The sequence below is a fragment of the Nocardia sp. NPDC059691 genome (assembly GCF_042733915.1).
Taxonomy (GTDB): domain Bacteria; phylum Actinomycetota; class Actinomycetes; order Mycobacteriales; family Mycobacteriaceae; genus Nocardia; species Nocardia sichangensis.
The window spans coordinates 124,306-140,096 of record NZ_JBHWFB010000010.1 but is presented as its reverse complement, the minus strand read 5'-3'; the positions used below and the strand labels follow the sequence as shown (position 1 = coordinate 140,096).

Genomic DNA, 15,791 nt, shown 5'->3' with positions numbered 1-15,791 from the left:
ATGCAGGTAACCATGACCGTCAACGGCGAGCAGGTGAGCGCCGACGTCGAGCCGCGCACCCTGCTCGTGCACTTCCTACGAGACCAATTGCGGCTCACCGGAACCCACTGGGGATGCGACACCAGCAACTGCGGCACCTGTGTGGTGGAGGTGGACGGCGAACCGGTGAAGTCGTGCACGATGCTGGCCGTCATGGCCGGCGGGCGTTCGGTGCGCACCGTCGAGGGACTCGAGGTCGACGGCAAGCTCGATCCCGTGCAAGAAGGCTTCATGCAGTGTCACGGGCTGCAGTGCGGATTCTGCACGCCCGGGATGATGATCACGGCCCGGGCACTGCTCGACCGCAACCCGGATCCCGACGAGCAAACCATCCGGGAGGCGATCTCGGGCCAGATCTGCCGCTGCACCGGATACACCACCATCGTGCGGTCGATCCAGTGGGCCGCGGCGAAGCAACGGGGCGAAGCGGCGGAGCCGGAACCCGCGCCCACCGCGGCGCCGGTAGCGAGTACATCATGACCGCCGTCGAATCCCGGCCGGAAGACCGAGTCGACAACGACCGCAAGCCGTGCGGGCACGGCAGGATGCTCCGCAAGGAGGATCCCCGGTTCATCCGCGGACGCGGCAATTTCGTCGACGACGTCCAACTGCCCGGCATGCTGCATATGGCGATCCTGCGTTCGCCGTTCGCGCACGCGCGGATCGTTAGCGTCGACGTCTCCGCGGCACAGGCGCATCCGAAGGTGAAGGCGGTAGTCACCGGCGCGGACCTCGCCGCCAAGGGACTGGCCTGGATGCCGACGCTTTCCAACGACGTGCAGGCGGTACTGGCGACCGACAAGGTCCGGTTCCAAGGCCAGGAGGTGGCCTTCGTCGTCGCGGAGGACCGCTACGCCGCGCGTGACGCGCTGGAACTCATCGACGTCGAGTACGACATGCTCCCTCCGGTGATCGATGCCCGGACCGCGCTCTCGCCCGAGATGCCGGTGATCCGAGACGATCTCGAGGACAAGCGGGACAACCACTGCTTCGACTGGGAGACCGGTGACGCCGCCGCGACCGAGGCGGTGTTCGCCCGCGCGGACGTCGTCGTCGAGCAAGAGATCGTCTACCCGCGCGTGCATCCCGCCCCGATGGAAACCTGCGGCGCCGTCGCGGATCTCGATCCGGTGACCGGCAAGCTCACCCTGTGGTCGACGAGTCAGGCGCCGCACGCCCACCGCACGATCTACGCGATGGTGGCCGGGCTGCCCGAGCACAAGATCCGGGTCATCGCACCCGATATCGGCGGCGGGTTCGGCAACAAGGTGCCCATCTACCCGGGATACGTCTGCGCCATCGTCGGGTCGCTGCTACTGGGCAAACCGGTCAAATGGATGGAGGATCGCAGCGAGAACCTGACCAGTACCGGTTTCGCCCGCGACTACATCATGCTCGGTGAGATCGCCGCCGATGCCGACGGCAAGATACTGGCCATCCGGTCCACCGTGCTCGCCGATCACGGCGCGTTCAACGGCACGGCCGCGCCGTTGAAGTATCCGGCCGGCTTCTTCGGTGTCTTCACCGGCAGCTACGACATCGAAGCCGCCTACTGCAAGATGACCGCGGTCTACACGAACAAGGCCCCCGGCGGCGTCGCCTACGCGTGCTCGTTCCGGATCACCGAGGCCGTCTACTTCGTCGAGCGGTTGGTGGATTGCCTCGCACAGGAACTGAAGATGGATCCGGCGCAGCTGCGGCTGCGCAATCTGCTCCGGCCCGAACAGTTCCCGTACACCAGCAAGACCGGTTGGGTCTACGACTCCGGTGACTACGAGAAGACCATGCGCTTGGCGATGGACATGATCGGATACGACGCCCTGCGAGAGGAGCAGCGGGAAAAGCGCGCCCGCGGTGAGTTGATGGGCATCGGGATGGCTTTCTTCACCGAAGCCGCCGGCGCGGGACCGCGCAAGGATATGGACATCCTCGGGCTCGGGATGGCCGACGGGTGTGAGCTGCGGGTCCACCCGACCGGCAAAGCCGTTGTGCGGCTGTCGGTGCAGACCCAGGGGCAGGGACACGAGACGACGTTCGCCCAGATCGTCGCCGAGGAGCTCGGGATACCGCCGGACGACATCGACGTCGTCCACGGCGACACCGATCAGACCCCGTTCGGCCTCGGCACCTACGGCAGCCGCTCGACTCCGGTCTCGGGCGCCGCTGCCGCGCTGGTGGCGCGGAAGGTGCGCGACAAGGCCCGGATCATCGCGTCCGGCATGCTCGAAGTATCCGTCGCCGATCTGGAGTGGGAGAAGGGCTTGTTCCACGTCAAAGGCGACCCGTCCGCGGCCGTCACGATCCAGCAGATCGCGATGCGAGCACACGGCGCGGGTGATCTGCCGGAGGGTATCGAGGGCGGACTCGACGCGCAGATCTGTTACAACCCAGCGAATCTCACCTACCCCTATGGCGCGTACTTCTGCGTCGTCGATGTCGACCCGGGGACGGCCGTGGTGAAGGTCCGGCGCTTCCTCGCCGTCGACGACTGCGGGACCCGGATCAACCCGATGATCATCGAGGGTCAGGTGCACGGCGGCATCACCGACGGCATCGGCATGGCGCTGATGGAGATCATCGCCTTCGACGAGGACGGCAACTGCCTCGGCGGATCCCTGATGGACTACCTCATCCCGACGGCGCTCGAGGTTCCGCATTTCGAGACCGGGTACACGGTCACTCCTTCGCCGCACCACCCGATCGGCGCGAAAGGTATCGGCGAATCGGCGACCGTCGGATCACCGGCGGCAGTGGTCAACGCGGTGGTGGACGCATTGGCGCCCTACAAGGTTCGGCACGCCGACATGCCGCTGACGCCGTCGCGGGTCTGGGAGGCGATGCAGGGCCGGGCCACACCGCCCGTCTGAGTGGGGTGGGAGCGATGGGAACACCGATGAAGATGACCGAGCGTGCACAGCAACTGGTTCGGACCCGGACTCCGTTCGTGCACGCGACCGTCGTCCGAGCGCAGCAGCCGACCTCGGCGCATGCCGGGGACGAGGCGATCCTGTTGCAGGACGGGACGATCGAAGGATTCGTCGGCGGCCAGTGCGCCCAGAACTCGGTCCGCAAGGCCGCGCTGGGCGCCCTGCAATCGAACGAGAGCGTGCTGCTGCGCGTGCTGCCCGACGGCGACCTGCAATTTCCCGAAGCCCCCGGCGCGGCTGTGGTGGTGAATCCCTGTCTGTCCGGCGGAGCGCTGGAGATATTCCTAGAGCCGCAGGTCCCGGCTCCTCTGGTGCGCATCTGCGGCGCGACACCGATCGCGGACGCACTGGCCGAGATGTGCGCACTGGTGGGATTCGATGTGCAGCGCGGTATCGGCGGAGCCGACTCGCCGGATTCGCTGACCGACACGACCGCGGTGGTGATCGCGAGCCACGGCGGCCCGGAAGCCGAGACGATCCGCGCCGCGCTCGACTCGGGTGTGGGGTATGTCGGTTTGGTGGCCAGCAAGATCCGGGGAGCGTCGATTCTGGACGAACTCGGCTTGACCGAAGCCGAGCAGATGCGCGTGCGCACCCCGGTGGGCCTGCCGATCGGCGCCAAGACCTCGGCGGAGATCGCCGTCTCGATCGTCGCGGAGGTGATCCAGGCGATCCGCAAGGGCGGCTTGGCCGTCCCGGTTCGCCTGTCGAGCGTCGCGTTCGAGGCGCTCGATCCGGTGTGCGGTATGACCGTGGCGGTCGGGCCGGACACACCGCATCTCACCGTCGACGACGTCGACTACTGGTTCTGCGGCTCCGGCTGCCGCACTTCCTTCGCCGAGGCGAAGACGGGCTCATGACAAACGGATTCGTCACCGGGGTCGTACTCGCGGCGGGAACCTCACGGCGTCTCGGCACACCGAAACAGCTACTGCCATACCGGGATACGACACTTCTCGGCGCCACACTGGACGTGGTTCGAGCCTGCGGTTTCGGTCAGATCATCGTCACCCTCGGCGGGGCGGCCGCAGCGGTCCGGCAGCAGGTCGATCTCACCGGGGTGGAGGTGGTCGTGGCCGACGACTTCGGTTCGGGCTGTTCCTCGTCGTTGCGTTCGGCCCTGGGCTCGGTACATCCCCTGGCCCCCGGAATCGTGCTGATGCTCGGTGATCAACCGGGTCTGTCGGCCGCGACCGTCGAACGACTGATCGCCGACGCGACGACCGCGGCGATCACGGTCTGCGGCTACCGCGACGGCGTCGGGCATCCGTTCTGGCTGCCCCGCGGTCTGTTCGGCCAGTTGGCCCGATTGCACGGCGACAAGGCGGTCTGGAAGATCATCGAGTCGGGCCGCGTCCCGGTCTCCCGGCTCGACGTCGACGCAGCGGTGCCCTTGGATGTGGACACCTGGGCCGATTACGAGCGCCTGCGCGCCTCGACCTCGCCATGATGTCGCCGTTCGCCGATATCGAGGACGTGGTCCGGCGATTCGACGCCGACGACTACCTGCTCGACACCGGTACCGCCGCCGCCTTCTATCTGGCCACCACGTTGGGTCGGCCCCTACTGCTGGAAGGCGAGCCGGGAGTCGGCAAGACGACCGCGGCGAAGACCCTTGCGACCGCGCTCGCCGCTCCGCTGATCCGCCTGCAGTGCTACGAGGGCCTGACCGTGAACGAAGCGCTGTACGACTGGAATTACCAGCGTCAGCTGCTCAGCATTCGGCTCGCCGAAGCGCGCGGCGCCGACCTCACCGAAGCCGACTTGTTCACCGAGGCATTCCTGGTCGACCGTCCGATCCTGCGCTGTGTCCGTTATCGCGGTCCGACGCCCCCGGTGCTGCTGGTCGACGAAATCGACCGTGCCGACGACGAATTCGAGGCGTTGCTGCTGGAATTCCTCGGTGAGGCCGCGGTGACCGTGCCGGAACTCGGCACCTTCGCCGCCGAGCGGCCGCCACTCGCGGTGCTGACCTCGAACCGCAGTCGCGACCTGCACGACGCGCTGCGGCGGCGCTGCCTCTACCACTGGATCGACTATCCCGAACCGTCCCGCGCGGTGGCGATCGTGCGACGCACCGTGCCCGGGGCGACCGATGCGCTGATCGAACATGCCACCCTGTTCGTCGCGCACGCTCGCGGTCTCGATCTCGACAAGCCGCCCGGCGTCGCCGAGACCATCGACTGGATCGCCGCGTTGGCGACGCTCGATGTCGCCGATCTCGTCGCGCCGGAGGCGGTCGCAGCACTCAGCGCGCTGGCGAAGACACCCGACGACCGCGCGACCGTGCGGGAGGCGTTCGCCGAATACACGCGAGACCTGGCTACCGGATGAGAGGGATGCCGCAATGAAGATCGCCAACGAGTTCACCGTCAACGCACCCGTCGAGCAGGCATGGGAGGTACTGACCGACCTCGAACAGGTCGTCCCGCTCCTGCCCGGCGCACAGATGGTCGGATGGCAGGGAGACGACTTCCTCGGCAGATTGAAGGTCAAAGTCGGCCCGGTGACCAGTGAATTCACCGGCAAAGCGCAATTCGTCGAGCGCGACGAACACGACCATCGCGCCGTCATCAGCGGGCGCGGCCGGGATGCACACGGATCCGGGAACGCCGCCGCGACCATCACCACACGGCTGTGCGCGGACGACGGCAGGACCCGGGTCACCGTCGACACCGACCTCAAGGTTGTCGGCAAACTCGCCCAGTTCGGCAGCGGAATGCTGCAACAGGTGTCCGAGAAGATGATGAATCAGTTCGTCACATCCTTGGAAACGAAACTCGCGGCGGCCGATGAGACCTCTGCGGAGCCCGTAGCCGAGCCGGACCGCCGAGCAGCGCAGCCGGTGGCGCCACCCGAGCCCGCGCCGCTGGACCTTGTCGAACTCATGGGGCCCGCGATGATCAAAAAATATGCGCCCGCGGTCGTGTTCGCACTCGCGGCAGTGCTCGGAATAATCTTGCTTCGCAAGCGGATACGCACGAATCGATGACGCGGGCGGCACTGCTGCGCGGCGTGGATCTGGCGGCGTTCGCCGTCGCGGTGGTCGCGCGGCTGCGGGGAAGTGGCGTCGCGGTGGCGCCGAGCGGTCCCGCGCTGTTCGTGCAAGCCTGGCGTCGCATGGCGCCGCGCTCGCGCACCGAACTCTACTGGGCCATGCGACTGACGCTCGTCGATCGCATGCAAGATCTCGCCGCCTTCGACGCGGTCTTCGCGGCGGTGTTCGCCGACGCGGTGCTGGGTGTGGACCCGGCGAGCCGAACGCACGGACTACCGGCCGAACGCGCGTCGGCGCCGGGCACAGTCGGTCGGGGGCGGTCTCGGCACGGCGGTGATGTCCCCTGGGCGACGCCGCGATCGGCAACCGGCGCCGACCGGTCCACCGACCAGGCTCCGGCGCTGCCGGACGTGCTGCCGAGCCGGTTCGCCGCACGGGAACAGGAACCGTTCGCCTGCTTCGATCCGGACGATCTGCGAACGATCGGCGTCTGGCTGGAACAGGCGGCAGCGCTCTGGCCGCAGCGCCGCAGCACGCGCCAGGAAAGTGATCCGCATGGCAAGCGGATCGACTTCCGAGCGACGATGAACCACTCGCGCCGCACCGGCTGGGAGTCGGCGGTGCTGGTCCGCACCCGTCCCAGGCGTCGCCCGCGCCGGATCGTCATGGTCTGCGACGTCAGCCGCTCCATGCAGCCGTATTCGACGATCTACCTGCACCTGATGCGGGCCGCCATGCAACGCCGTTCGTCCGATCGACCCGAGGCGTTCGCCTTCTCCACTTCCCTGACCAGGCTCACCCCCGTGCTCGCGCACCGTTCCCCGGAGGTGGCGGTGGCCCGGGCCAACGACAAGGTGCTCGACCGCTACGGCGGCACGCACATCGGCCGATGCCTCGGCACACTGCTGGCGACTCCGTCCGGTAACGCGGTGCGCGGCGCCGTCGTCGTCATCGCCTCGGACGGCTGGGACAGCGACACTCCCGATCTCCTGGCCCGCGCGATGGCCCGGATCAGACGCCGGGCTTGGCGCGTCATCTGGCTCAATCCCCGTGCGGGCGAGTCCGGGTTCCAGCCGGCCACCGGCGCGATGGCGGCAGCCCTGCCGTTCTGCGACACCATGATGCCCGCGCACACACTGGCGGAGATACACGCGTTCGTGCAGATTCTGGCATCGTCGGCTGTGTCCGCCGACCCAGGTCGATACCCGATCCCGTCCCGGTGATCATCGAGAAACCTTGCGGTGGCGCAAACCAGACGGATCGGCGACCATCCGAACGCCTGCGTCTGGCTTCACCCGGCCCAGGCCGCTAGCCGCGATCTCGGCGCAGCGGCGTTGTGAGCGCGGGGTGGATCCGGCGCGGCGGCAACGATGGCAGCCCGGCATTGCGAGCCCGCTCGAGACCGACCCGTGTCACCGCGCCGACGACGGTCCGCCATACGAGCCGGCTTGCCGGAATTGTGTGCTCAGACGTCCCGCACATCTCTACTCGAGAAATCCGCGGAGGATGGCCCGAACGATAGCGGCGGTGTCGAGTGCGGGGACGTCGAGTGCGAGACGGTCGAGAGCGACGCCGGTCAGCAGGGACACTATCGCATCGATCTGATCGTCGGTGGCGTGCGGGTAGGCAGCGCGGATCTGGGCGGCGCGAGTGCGCACGGTGACCGCCCGCAGGTCTCGCATGAGCGCAGCCAGTTCCGGATCGCGGGCGGCTTCCACGGACAGCTCGAAGCGGGCCAGATACCGGTTGCGAGCGGGGCCGGACCCGGCATCGACGGCGGCTGCGAGCAGATCGACCACCTGCCCGGGGGTGGAGGGCGGGTTTGCCACCGAGCTCTTTTCGGCGGCGATCTGGTGGTCGAGGATGCGCCGGGCGATCGCCGTGTAGAGGGCGGCTCGTGTTGCGAAGTAGTTCGAGGTGGTGCCCGGGGGAACGCCCGCGGCCTTGTCGATGCTGCGGTGGGTGATCGCTGCCAGGTCGATCTCGTCGATCAGCTGGAGGGCTGTGTCGGACAGAAGCTCACGTCTATCTGTTTTTCTCGGCATGCGCTTGATTCTACTACATCGTAGTACTACGATGTAGTACTACGATGTAGTGACCATTTGATCGAGGCAGGTTCTGATGTTGCAGGGCAAGAAGATTCACAGCACCGACGTCCTCGTGGTGGGCGCCGGACCAACCGGATTGACACTGGCGGTCGAACTCGCCCGTCGCGGGATCGCCCATCGGGTGATCGACCGCGGCTCCGGTCCCGCGATCGGTTCGCGCGGCAAGGGCTTGCAGCCGCGCAGCCTGGAGGTACTCGACGACCTCGGCGTGATCGATCGAATCCTCGCCGCCGGCGAGGCAGGGCTGCCGCTGCGCATGTACCAGGACCACGAATTCACCGCGGAGCTGGCGACCACCACGGGTCCGGGTCCCCGGCCGGGAATTCCTTTCCCGGACCTGGTCCTGCTGCCGGAATGGCGAGTGGAAAAGGTGCTGCGCGACCGCTTGGCCGAACTGGGTAGCAACGTCGCGTTCGGTGCGGAGCTGGCATCGTTCGAACAAGATGCCGAGGGCGTCACGGCAGTGCTGGAGAACGGTGAGATCGTCCGGGCCCGGTATCTGGTCGGTTGCGACGGCGGGCACAGCACAGTCCGCCGTCAGCTAGGCGCGACTATGGCCGGACGGACGCACGACGATCAGTACTTCCTGGTGGGCGATGTGCGAGTAGGCGGACTGAGTGCCGATGCCGCCTACGCCTGGTTCACCGAAGGCGGTGGCTACCTCGCTGTTTCGCCGCTGCCGCACGCCGATGGAGTATGGCAGTTCCAGGCGAACGTAGTGCCCGGACCCGACGGATCGGTGCCCGAGCCGACGCTCGACATCTTCCGCGAACTCTTCACCGCGCGTTCGGGCCGGGCGGATGTGGTGCTGGACGAGACGACCTGGCTGTCGCGTTACCGCTTCAACGCGCGCATGGTCGACCGGTACCGCTACGGCCGGGTCTACCTGGCCGGCGACGCCGCCCACGTGCATTCGCCTGCTGGCGGCCAGGGCATGAACACCGGCATCCAGGACTCCTACAACCTTGGCTGGAAACTCGCGGCTGTCCTCGGTGGTGCGCCCGTCGACCTGCTGGACAGCTACGGGGACGAGCGAATCCCGGTGGCCGCCAAGGTGCTGGCAGACAGCTCGCGCGGCTTCGAGTCGGTGTTCGCGCTGCGCGGTGTGCGCCGCTTTCTGCGTGATCATCTGATCTTCCCACTCGTGAAGCACCCGGCGGTGATGGCCAGGCTGCTCGCCAAAACCAACCACCTGGCCATCGCCTACCCCGACTCCGCGCTGACCCTCCGCGGTGAGGACCGCTGCCGCGGCCCACGCCCCGGGGACCGCGCCCCCGACGCCCGCGGCGTCACCGCCGACGGCACACCCACTCGACTGTTCGATCTCACACGCGGAACCCACTGGACCGTAGTGGGATTCGGCGAAGAGGCCGCCGCAGCGCTCCGTGAACTCGCCGGTATCTCGGACGACGCAGTACGCACCTGCATGGCAACCGACAACGCCCCGGGTTCGGACCACACGGATATCACCCGGACACTCATCGGTTCCGAAGCGCGGCGCCTGTTCCGCGCCCAGCCGGGCACGCTGGTCCTGATCCGTCCCGACGGTTACCTCGCCGCGCGCACCCGCGACGCAGCCGCGATCTCCGCACACCTCACTCGAATCCTCGCTCCGCGCAAAGCACTCGAGACCACTGCCTGAAGGTCACCGTCGCGTGCTGCGCCGGATGACGGCCAGCGGCGACTGCGACTCTGCTCTCGCTGCAAGGGTTTCGTTGCCAATCGATAGCTCCGAGGGGATGCCTGGCCACTACACCGGCAGCAGATGAGGGAGTGATGATGGAAGTGGAGAACGTCCACCACTCCTACGGCAGACGGTCGGTGCTGCGTGGAATTGCGTCCGGTTCGATCGCGCTGTCCGCCGTCCGGCGGATGATCAGGTGTGCTGGAATCGCCACTGCTGGGTGCGGCTGATCGGCGCGGATCGCGCGAGCCCGATCTGCTCGGTGCCGATGTCACCGTCGTGACCGGGCAGGTCGAGGACGAACTCGCAGGCGGCCCAGACAGCGATGCGGTAACAGTCGGGATGGGCTTCCTCGGCGGTGATCTGCCACCCCATCGGCGTCCCACTGCACTCGAGGTGGGTTCCCTCGCTCACCACTCCGTCGCCGAGTCCGAGCCTGGTGCCGGTGCGTCCGCTGCCGATATACCAAATTCCCTCGCCGAATTCCGGCGCTCTGGACAACAGCCAATGCTGCCAGCCGTCCTCGACACCTGGCTCCGCCACCACCGTCACCTGATCAGCGCTGTCGAGCGCCAGCACACAACCGGCGCCGACATTGACGATCCGATAGACACCCTCGCTCAAACCGGTCATGATCCGTCGTCCTCACCATCCGCTGGATCCCGAGGCCACGGTGTTCCCGCGAGCCTCGCATCAGAAGATTCCGTGCCTTTGGGCTACCCCGCCCATCGACCGAAGAATCACGTCGGTACGGGCGGGATCGCAGCCGCCTGGCTCCTCCGAACGAGACAGAGCCCCCCTGTCTCAGCGAGCTGGGGACGATCCGCGGGGCCGACGACCAGCCGGTCGGGACCTACCCCCGACGCCTCGCACTGCATCCATCCACCGCTGCCCGGTGACTCTGTCGGCTGTTTGTGGTGAGCGGCGGTCGGCACCCCGCGCCGGTGCACGGCGCGACCGGGTGTGACTCGGAAACCATCTCGAATTCCTCGCGCAACGACACGCCGACGAGGACGCAGAGCGAATGCGGCCCCGGAAATTACGGCGGCTACACTCGGTCTCTGGACACCGCAGCCGAGGGGATGGCTCTCAGAACCTGGAGGACGGTAATGGCTGACTACGATCGAGTCGTTTCGCTGTCCCGCGAGAAATTCGAACAATCGGGACCGAGTGTTGCCGAACTCAGAGACGACACGAAGTCGACCAAATCAGATGATGTCGACATCGCACGGATGGAGCGGATCCTCGATCTGCGAGAAGGCATGCTCGCCGGCGACGAGTACTACCTCCAAAAAATCGTCTGCGAATGCGGAAGACGCCTCACCATGTACGACTTCGTCTTCACCGGTTTGGTTGACGCCGGCCATTCGAAGTCTCTTATCGTGCACACATTCGTCGGCAATAAGCTGGTGGTCAACGAAGCTCGGCCTATCCGGTGTTCCGCGTGCGCCAGGGTCTGCCCGCGCCCGTGGTATCGAATGCCGCAAAGTTACGGTTGCCGACCACCTGCGTGATTGTTCAGCCGAAGGCGACACCCTCTCGTACATCGCGCCTGCTCGTCAGGTAGACGGCTGCTCGGTGTGTTCGATCTCGGCGATCGGTTCGGGCCCGACGCGGTTCCGTGCTGATTCGAGTGTGCCGCGGGACAACGACTCACCCTCACACCTGCCGACCGGGTCCGCTGTTCGCTGCGTCGGCGTAGCGGCGGGCCAGGTGGGCGAAAGCGGCGGTGAGTTCGGGCGGGCCGATGACCTCGATGTCAGCGTCGAACCTGCCGAGAGAGCTTGCGAGCGCGGGCCATGACCACGAGCCCAGGACGATTCGGCAGCGGTCGGGACCGAGCGCCTCGACCACTCCGTCGTGGAGGAACGGTGCGATCTCGGTGGCGGGCAGGTGCATGATGACCGCACCGCGGCAGGGCCATCCGCCGTTCGCGTCCGAACCGCGAAAACTGCTGCTCACGAAGGTGGCCACATCTCCCGCAGGAAGTTCGCGCGGAACGAAGCGGGGGCCGGTGGGGATGCGCGGGGTGATCCGGTCGGCTCGGAACGTCCGCCAGTCGTCACGGTCGAGGTCCCACGCCACGAGGTACCAGCGCCCTCCCCACGTGACGAGATGGTGGGGCTGCACTCGACGCGGGGGGTGCGCGGCGGCAAGCGGTGCGGCCGCGCCGTTGTAGTCGAAACGCAGTACTTCGCGGGCATTGATGGCGGCGCCGATCGCCGTGAGAACCTCCGTGCCGACCTCGGGTGCGGACTGGTCGGCGGGCGGTGCGACAGCGGTGATCCGAAGAGTGTCCATGCGGTGGCGTAGCCGCGCGGGCATGACCTGACGGATGGTGGTCAGCGCTCGCGCCGCGGATTCGTCGATACCGGCGCCGGCGGTGGTGGCGATCTGCAGTGCGACGGCCAGGGCGACGGCCTGCTCGTCGTCGAACAGCAGCGGCGGCAGTTGTGTACCCGCGCCGAGCCGGTATCCCCCGTCCGGGCCTTTGCTGGTGACGATCGGATAGCCGAGTTCGCGCAGCCGGTCCACGTCACGGCGCACCGTGCGCGGGCTGACTTCCAGCTGCTGGGCCAGCAGCATTCCCGGCCAGTCCCGGCGCGCCTGGAGCAGGGACAGCAGTGCCAGCAGTCGCGCGGAAGTCTTCGGCATGTTTGTCATCCTGCCCGAAGTAGAGGACACAACCTGGCCACTACCCTTGCGAGGGTTGCTCACGTCAGCCATCGAGCCGAATCAGGAGCAACCTTGTCCCTCACAACCACCACCCACCTGAACTTCCGCGGTGACGCCCGCGCCGCGCTGGCCTTCTACCAGTCCGTTTTCGGCGGCCACCTCGCCGTCGTCACCTACGGAGACGCCGGAGCTGTCCGTGACGAGTCCGAGGCCGACCAGATCATGTGGGGCCAGGTACAGGCCGACAGCGGGTTCCACGTCATGGCCTACGACGTGCCCTCGTCGATGGACTACCACCCCGGAGAGAACGGGTTCTTCGTCTCCGTGCGCGGAGAGACCGTCGACGAGGTGTCGGACTACTGGGAGAAACTCACCGCGGGCGCCACCGTGGTGATTCCGATGGGCCCGGCGAGCTGGGCGACCGCCTACGGGATGCTGCGGGACCGTTTCGGCGTGGTCTGGGTCGTCGACGTCGTCAGCGAATACAACGGATAACTCGTTGCGTCATCGGGGCGCTCCCGCCCCGATGTCCATCCGCCTCCCGCCGGGCCACCTGGGGCACTTCGCGTTGACGAATCTGCATCTGCCGCAGAATCACCGCCGCATTCCACCAACCCAAATCGAATTCGCCGCCGCCCTTCCTGGCCAGACGGGCCGCGAGCCATGATTCGATATCCCGATGGGCGGCCGCAACGCCGGTCGGCCGGTGGGTGAAGGCGGATGCTATGGTGCACAACTTTTCCGACATCTGGAACGACAATATTCTTAGCGAGGCGGAATTCGTCACAATCGGATGAAATGACGCTGTTCGGCGCGGATAAGCAGACCTCCAGCAGCATAGTCCTCGGCAGTCGCGAGAGGAGTAAAATCGATTCATTCGATATCGATAAATCAAATATCGACGATAATTGCTAGCCCGACGATGGCGACCAGATGCCGAGTCGACCGACCGTCCCACGCCAACGCATCGTCGACAGAACAGAGCGATCGAGGAGGCATCATGACAGTGGTTCAGAACTTCATCGACGGCAAGCTCGTCGACTCGGTCGGCGGTGCGACGATGGCACTGGTCGACCCCGCTACCGGCGATCGGTACGGTACCGCCCCCGTGTCCGACGAACAGGACGTCGAGAACGCGTACGCAGCGGCCGCCAGAGCGTTCCGCGACTGGAAGCGGACGACGCCGTCGCAACGCCAGAAGGCGCTGTTGGATTTCGCCGACGAGTTGGAGAATGCCGCCGACGCGCTTGTCGAGGCCGAGGGACGCGACACCGGCAAGCCGAACCACATCACCTCGGCCGCGGAGATCCCGCAGATGCTGGACCAGACCCGATTCTTCGCGGGGGCGGCACGGGTACTCGAGGGCAAGTCGGCCTGTGAGTACCTGGCGGGCCATACATCCTGGATCCGCCGGGAGCCGATCGGCGTCATCGGACAGGTGACACCGTGGAATTACCCGATGATGATGGCCATCTGGAAGTTCGTTCCCGCGATAGCGGCAGGCAATACCGTGGTGATCAAGCCGAGCGAAACCACTCCGGTGACGACGGTGATGCTCGCCGAACTGGCCTCCGAACACCTGCCGCCAGGTGTGCTCAACGTGGTAACCGGTGACCGGGCGACCGGTGCGGCGGTGGTCGCGCATCCGACTCCGAAGATGGTATCGATCACCGGTTCGGTGGCCGCGGGCCGTGCGGTCGCGGAGTCGGCCGGGAGCCACCTGAAGCGCACGCATTTGGAGTTGGGCGGCAAAGCGCCGGTCATCGTGTTCCCCGACGCCGATATCGCTGCTGCCGCCCAGGGTATCGCGGCCGCGGGCTATTTCAACGCCGGGCAGGATTGCACGGCGGCCACCCGAGTGCTCGGTCACGGGTCTGTGGCCGACGATCTGACCGCGGCGCTGGCCGAGCAGGCCTGCGGCGCGACAACCACTTTCGGCAAAGCCGCCGATGACGGGGATGCCTGGGTGCCACCGGTCAACAACGCCGAGCAACTACAGCGGGTGCTCGGCTTCCTCGACGAGGTGCCCGATCACGCTTCGGTCGTGGCCGGTGGACACCGGCAGGGCGACCACGGGTATTACGTCGAGCCGACGGTCATCGGGGGGTTGTTGCAGGATGACCGGATGAGCCAGAACGAGATCTTCGGCCCGGTGATCACCGTGCAGTCGTTCACCGACGAAGACGAGGCGATCCGGTGGGCCAACGGCGTCGAATACGGGCTGGCCTCCTCGGTGTGGACCAAGGATGTGTCGAGGGCGCTCCGCGTGTCGGCCGCGCTCGACTTCGGCTCCGTGTGGATCAACACCCACACCGCGCTGGTCGCGGAGATGCCGCACGGCGGGTTCAAGTCGTCCGGACACGGCAAGGATCTGTCGATGTACGGGCTGGAGGACTACACCCGTGTCAAGCATGTGATGGCCAAGATCGACTGAAGCCCCACGACGATGACAGCACAGCCGGTCGCCGCCACCGGCAGCGCCATGCGCCAATTGCGGCGTCGCCATCACCTACTCGTGTGATCCAGGCCGGTCGGCGGCACAATCGCAACAGCGTAGGCAACGAATCCGGTGCCGTGAGCGAAGAAGAAAGGGGCGCGGGTGCACGCGACCGTAGAGCCCGGCGTCGAACTGGCGGTGCTGTGCGTGGTGATGGTGGCTCTGACGGCCGCGTGGTATCGGGTGGCGCGATTGGGACCGACTCCCGTGGCTCCGCGCGCCGCGATCCGCGGCGCCGCACAACTCGGAATCGTCGCGCTGGTACTGGCCGCGGCGCTGGCACATCTCTGGTCCGCGGTGCTCGTCCTGGCCGTCATGTTCGCCGCCGCGGTGGCGACCGCCGCGCAGCGGTCCTCGGCCGGCTGGTCGGGAATGTGGCTCACCGTCGCGCTCGGGGCGGGAATCGGGGTGGTGGTGCCACTGATGCTGATCAGCGGCGTGGTCCCACTCACCGGTGTGGCGTTGGTCCCGATCGGCGGAATCGTGCTGGGCGGGACGATGACCGCGACATCGCTCGCCGCCCGTCGAGCCCTCGACACGGTCGAACAACGGTGGGGTGAAGTGGAGGCGGCGATGAGTCTGGGCTTCACCGAACGCGAAGCACGACTCGAGGTCGTCCGTCCGAGTACGGGTGATGCGCTGCTACCGGGCGTCGACCAGACCCGCACAGTCGGATTGGTCACTCTGCCCGGCGCATTCATCGGTGTGCTGCTCGCCAGCGGTTCAGCCCTGCAAGCCGCCGCGGTACAGATGCTGGTTCTCACCGGCCTGCTGCTGGCCCAAGCATCCGCGGTAGCGGTGACCACCGAACTGGTCGCACGATCGAAGGTACGCCGCACACCACGATAACGACACAATGGAT

16 protein-coding genes are annotated in these 15,791 nt (G+C 66.9%); 12 read left to right on the top strand and 4 right to left on the bottom strand.

Annotation, left to right across the window (positions count from 1 at the left end):
• From ACFV2O_RS22585 to ACFV2O_RS22555, 7 genes are read left to right on the top strand one after another with little or no spacing between them, the layout of a single operon-like run.
• Positions 1–519: a (2Fe-2S)-binding protein gene (locus ACFV2O_RS22585; RefSeq protein ID WP_379253489.1), complete on the top strand. Its 519-nt coding sequence runs from the start codon at positions 1–3 to the stop codon at positions 517–519.
• Complete coding sequence (locus ACFV2O_RS22580; protein ID WP_379253488.1) at positions 516–2,906, top strand: aerobic carbon-monoxide dehydrogenase large subunit; 2,391 nt, start codon at positions 516–518, stop codon at positions 2,904–2,906. The genes ACFV2O_RS22585 and ACFV2O_RS22580 overlap by 4 nt, the downstream gene beginning before the upstream one ends.
• A 26-nt stretch (positions 2,907–2,932) precedes the next feature.
• On the top strand, positions 2,933–3,826 hold the full coding sequence (locus ACFV2O_RS22575) for an XdhC family protein (RefSeq protein ID WP_379253660.1): 894 nt from the start codon (positions 2,933–2,935) through the stop codon (positions 3,824–3,826).
• Positions 3,823–4,416: a nucleotidyltransferase family protein gene (locus ACFV2O_RS22570; RefSeq protein WP_364433722.1), complete on the top strand. Its 594-nt coding sequence runs from the start codon at positions 3,823–3,825 to the stop codon at positions 4,414–4,416. The genes ACFV2O_RS22575 and ACFV2O_RS22570 overlap by 4 nt, the downstream gene beginning before the upstream one ends.
• Positions 4,416–5,300 (top strand): AAA family ATPase, encoded by an 885-nt coding sequence (locus ACFV2O_RS22565; protein WP_379253659.1) that lies wholly within the window; start codon positions 4,416–4,418, stop codon positions 5,298–5,300. Before ACFV2O_RS22570 ends, ACFV2O_RS22565 begins: the two co-directional genes overlap by 1 nt.
• Before the next feature lie 13 nt (positions 5,301–5,313).
• On the top strand, positions 5,314–5,958 hold the full coding sequence (locus tag ACFV2O_RS22560) for an SRPBCC family protein (protein ID WP_379253487.1): 645 nt from the start codon (positions 5,314–5,316) through the stop codon (positions 5,956–5,958).
• Complete coding sequence (locus ACFV2O_RS22555; RefSeq protein ID WP_379253486.1) at positions 5,955–7,187, top strand: VWA domain-containing protein; 1,233 nt, start codon at positions 5,955–5,957, stop codon at positions 7,185–7,187. Before ACFV2O_RS22560 ends, ACFV2O_RS22555 begins: the two co-directional genes overlap by 4 nt.
• Before the next feature lie 261 nt (positions 7,188–7,448).
• On the opposite strand, the gene ACFV2O_RS22550 is transcribed toward ACFV2O_RS22555, so the two are convergent.
• Positions 7,449–8,009 (bottom strand): TetR/AcrR family transcriptional regulator, encoded by a 561-nt coding sequence (locus tag ACFV2O_RS22550; RefSeq protein ID WP_379253485.1) that lies wholly within the window; start codon positions 8,007–8,009, stop codon positions 7,449–7,451.
• A gap of 76 nt (positions 8,010–8,085) precedes the next feature.
• Between ACFV2O_RS22550 and ACFV2O_RS22545 the strand changes: the two genes are divergently transcribed.
• Positions 8,086–9,714, top strand: coding sequence for an FAD-dependent monooxygenase (locus ACFV2O_RS22545; protein ID WP_379253484.1), 1,629 nt, complete (start codon positions 8,086–8,088; stop codon positions 9,712–9,714).
• Positions 9,715–9,948: 234 nt separating this feature from the next.
• Here ACFV2O_RS22545 and ACFV2O_RS22540 read toward each other — a convergent pair whose 3' ends face one another.
• On the bottom strand, positions 9,949–10,389 hold the full coding sequence (locus tag ACFV2O_RS22540; RefSeq protein WP_379253483.1) for a hypothetical protein: 441 nt from the start codon (positions 10,387–10,389) through the stop codon (positions 9,949–9,951).
• A 476-nt stretch (positions 10,390–10,865) separates the two neighbouring features.
• Between ACFV2O_RS22540 and ACFV2O_RS22535 the strand changes: the two genes are divergently transcribed.
• Positions 10,866–11,270 carry a hypothetical protein gene (locus ACFV2O_RS22535; RefSeq protein WP_364433735.1) on the top strand — a complete coding sequence of 135 codons (405 nt, stop codon included), beginning with the start codon at positions 10,866–10,868 and terminating at the stop codon, positions 11,268–11,270.
• Between the two features lie 145 nt (positions 11,271–11,415).
• On the opposite strand, the gene ACFV2O_RS22530 is transcribed toward ACFV2O_RS22535, so the two are convergent.
• Positions 11,416–12,411: a helix-turn-helix transcriptional regulator gene (locus ACFV2O_RS22530; RefSeq protein WP_379253482.1), complete on the bottom strand. Its 996-nt coding sequence runs from the start codon at positions 12,409–12,411 to the stop codon at positions 11,416–11,418.
• Positions 12,412–12,504: 93 nt separating this feature from the next.
• Between ACFV2O_RS22530 and ACFV2O_RS22525 the strand changes: the two genes are divergently transcribed.
• The gene (locus tag ACFV2O_RS22525) at positions 12,505–12,927 is read left to right on the top strand and encodes a VOC family protein (RefSeq protein ID WP_364433741.1); all 423 of its coding nucleotides are present in this window, start codon (positions 12,505–12,507) and stop codon (positions 12,925–12,927) included.
• On the opposite strand, the gene ACFV2O_RS22520 is transcribed toward ACFV2O_RS22525, so the two are convergent.
• Positions 12,908–13,180, bottom strand: coding sequence for a hypothetical protein (locus tag ACFV2O_RS22520; protein WP_379253481.1), 273 nt, complete (start codon positions 13,178–13,180; stop codon positions 12,908–12,910). The two genes, ACFV2O_RS22525 and ACFV2O_RS22520, sit on opposite strands and share 20 nt — an antisense overlap.
• 252 nt (positions 13,181–13,432) lie before the next feature.
• Between ACFV2O_RS22520 and ACFV2O_RS22515 the strand changes: the two genes are divergently transcribed.
• Together ACFV2O_RS22515 and ACFV2O_RS22510 are read left to right on the top strand one after the other, a co-directional pair.
• Positions 13,433–14,866: an aminobutyraldehyde dehydrogenase gene (locus ACFV2O_RS22515; protein ID WP_379253480.1), complete on the top strand. Its 1,434-nt coding sequence runs from the start codon at positions 13,433–13,435 to the stop codon at positions 14,864–14,866.
• 165 nt (positions 14,867–15,031) lie between these two features.
• On the top strand, positions 15,032–15,778 hold the full coding sequence (locus ACFV2O_RS22510) for an ABC transporter permease (RefSeq protein WP_356967482.1): 747 nt from the start codon (positions 15,032–15,034) through the stop codon (positions 15,776–15,778).
• The last annotated feature ends 13 nt before the right edge of the window (positions 15,779–15,791 follow it).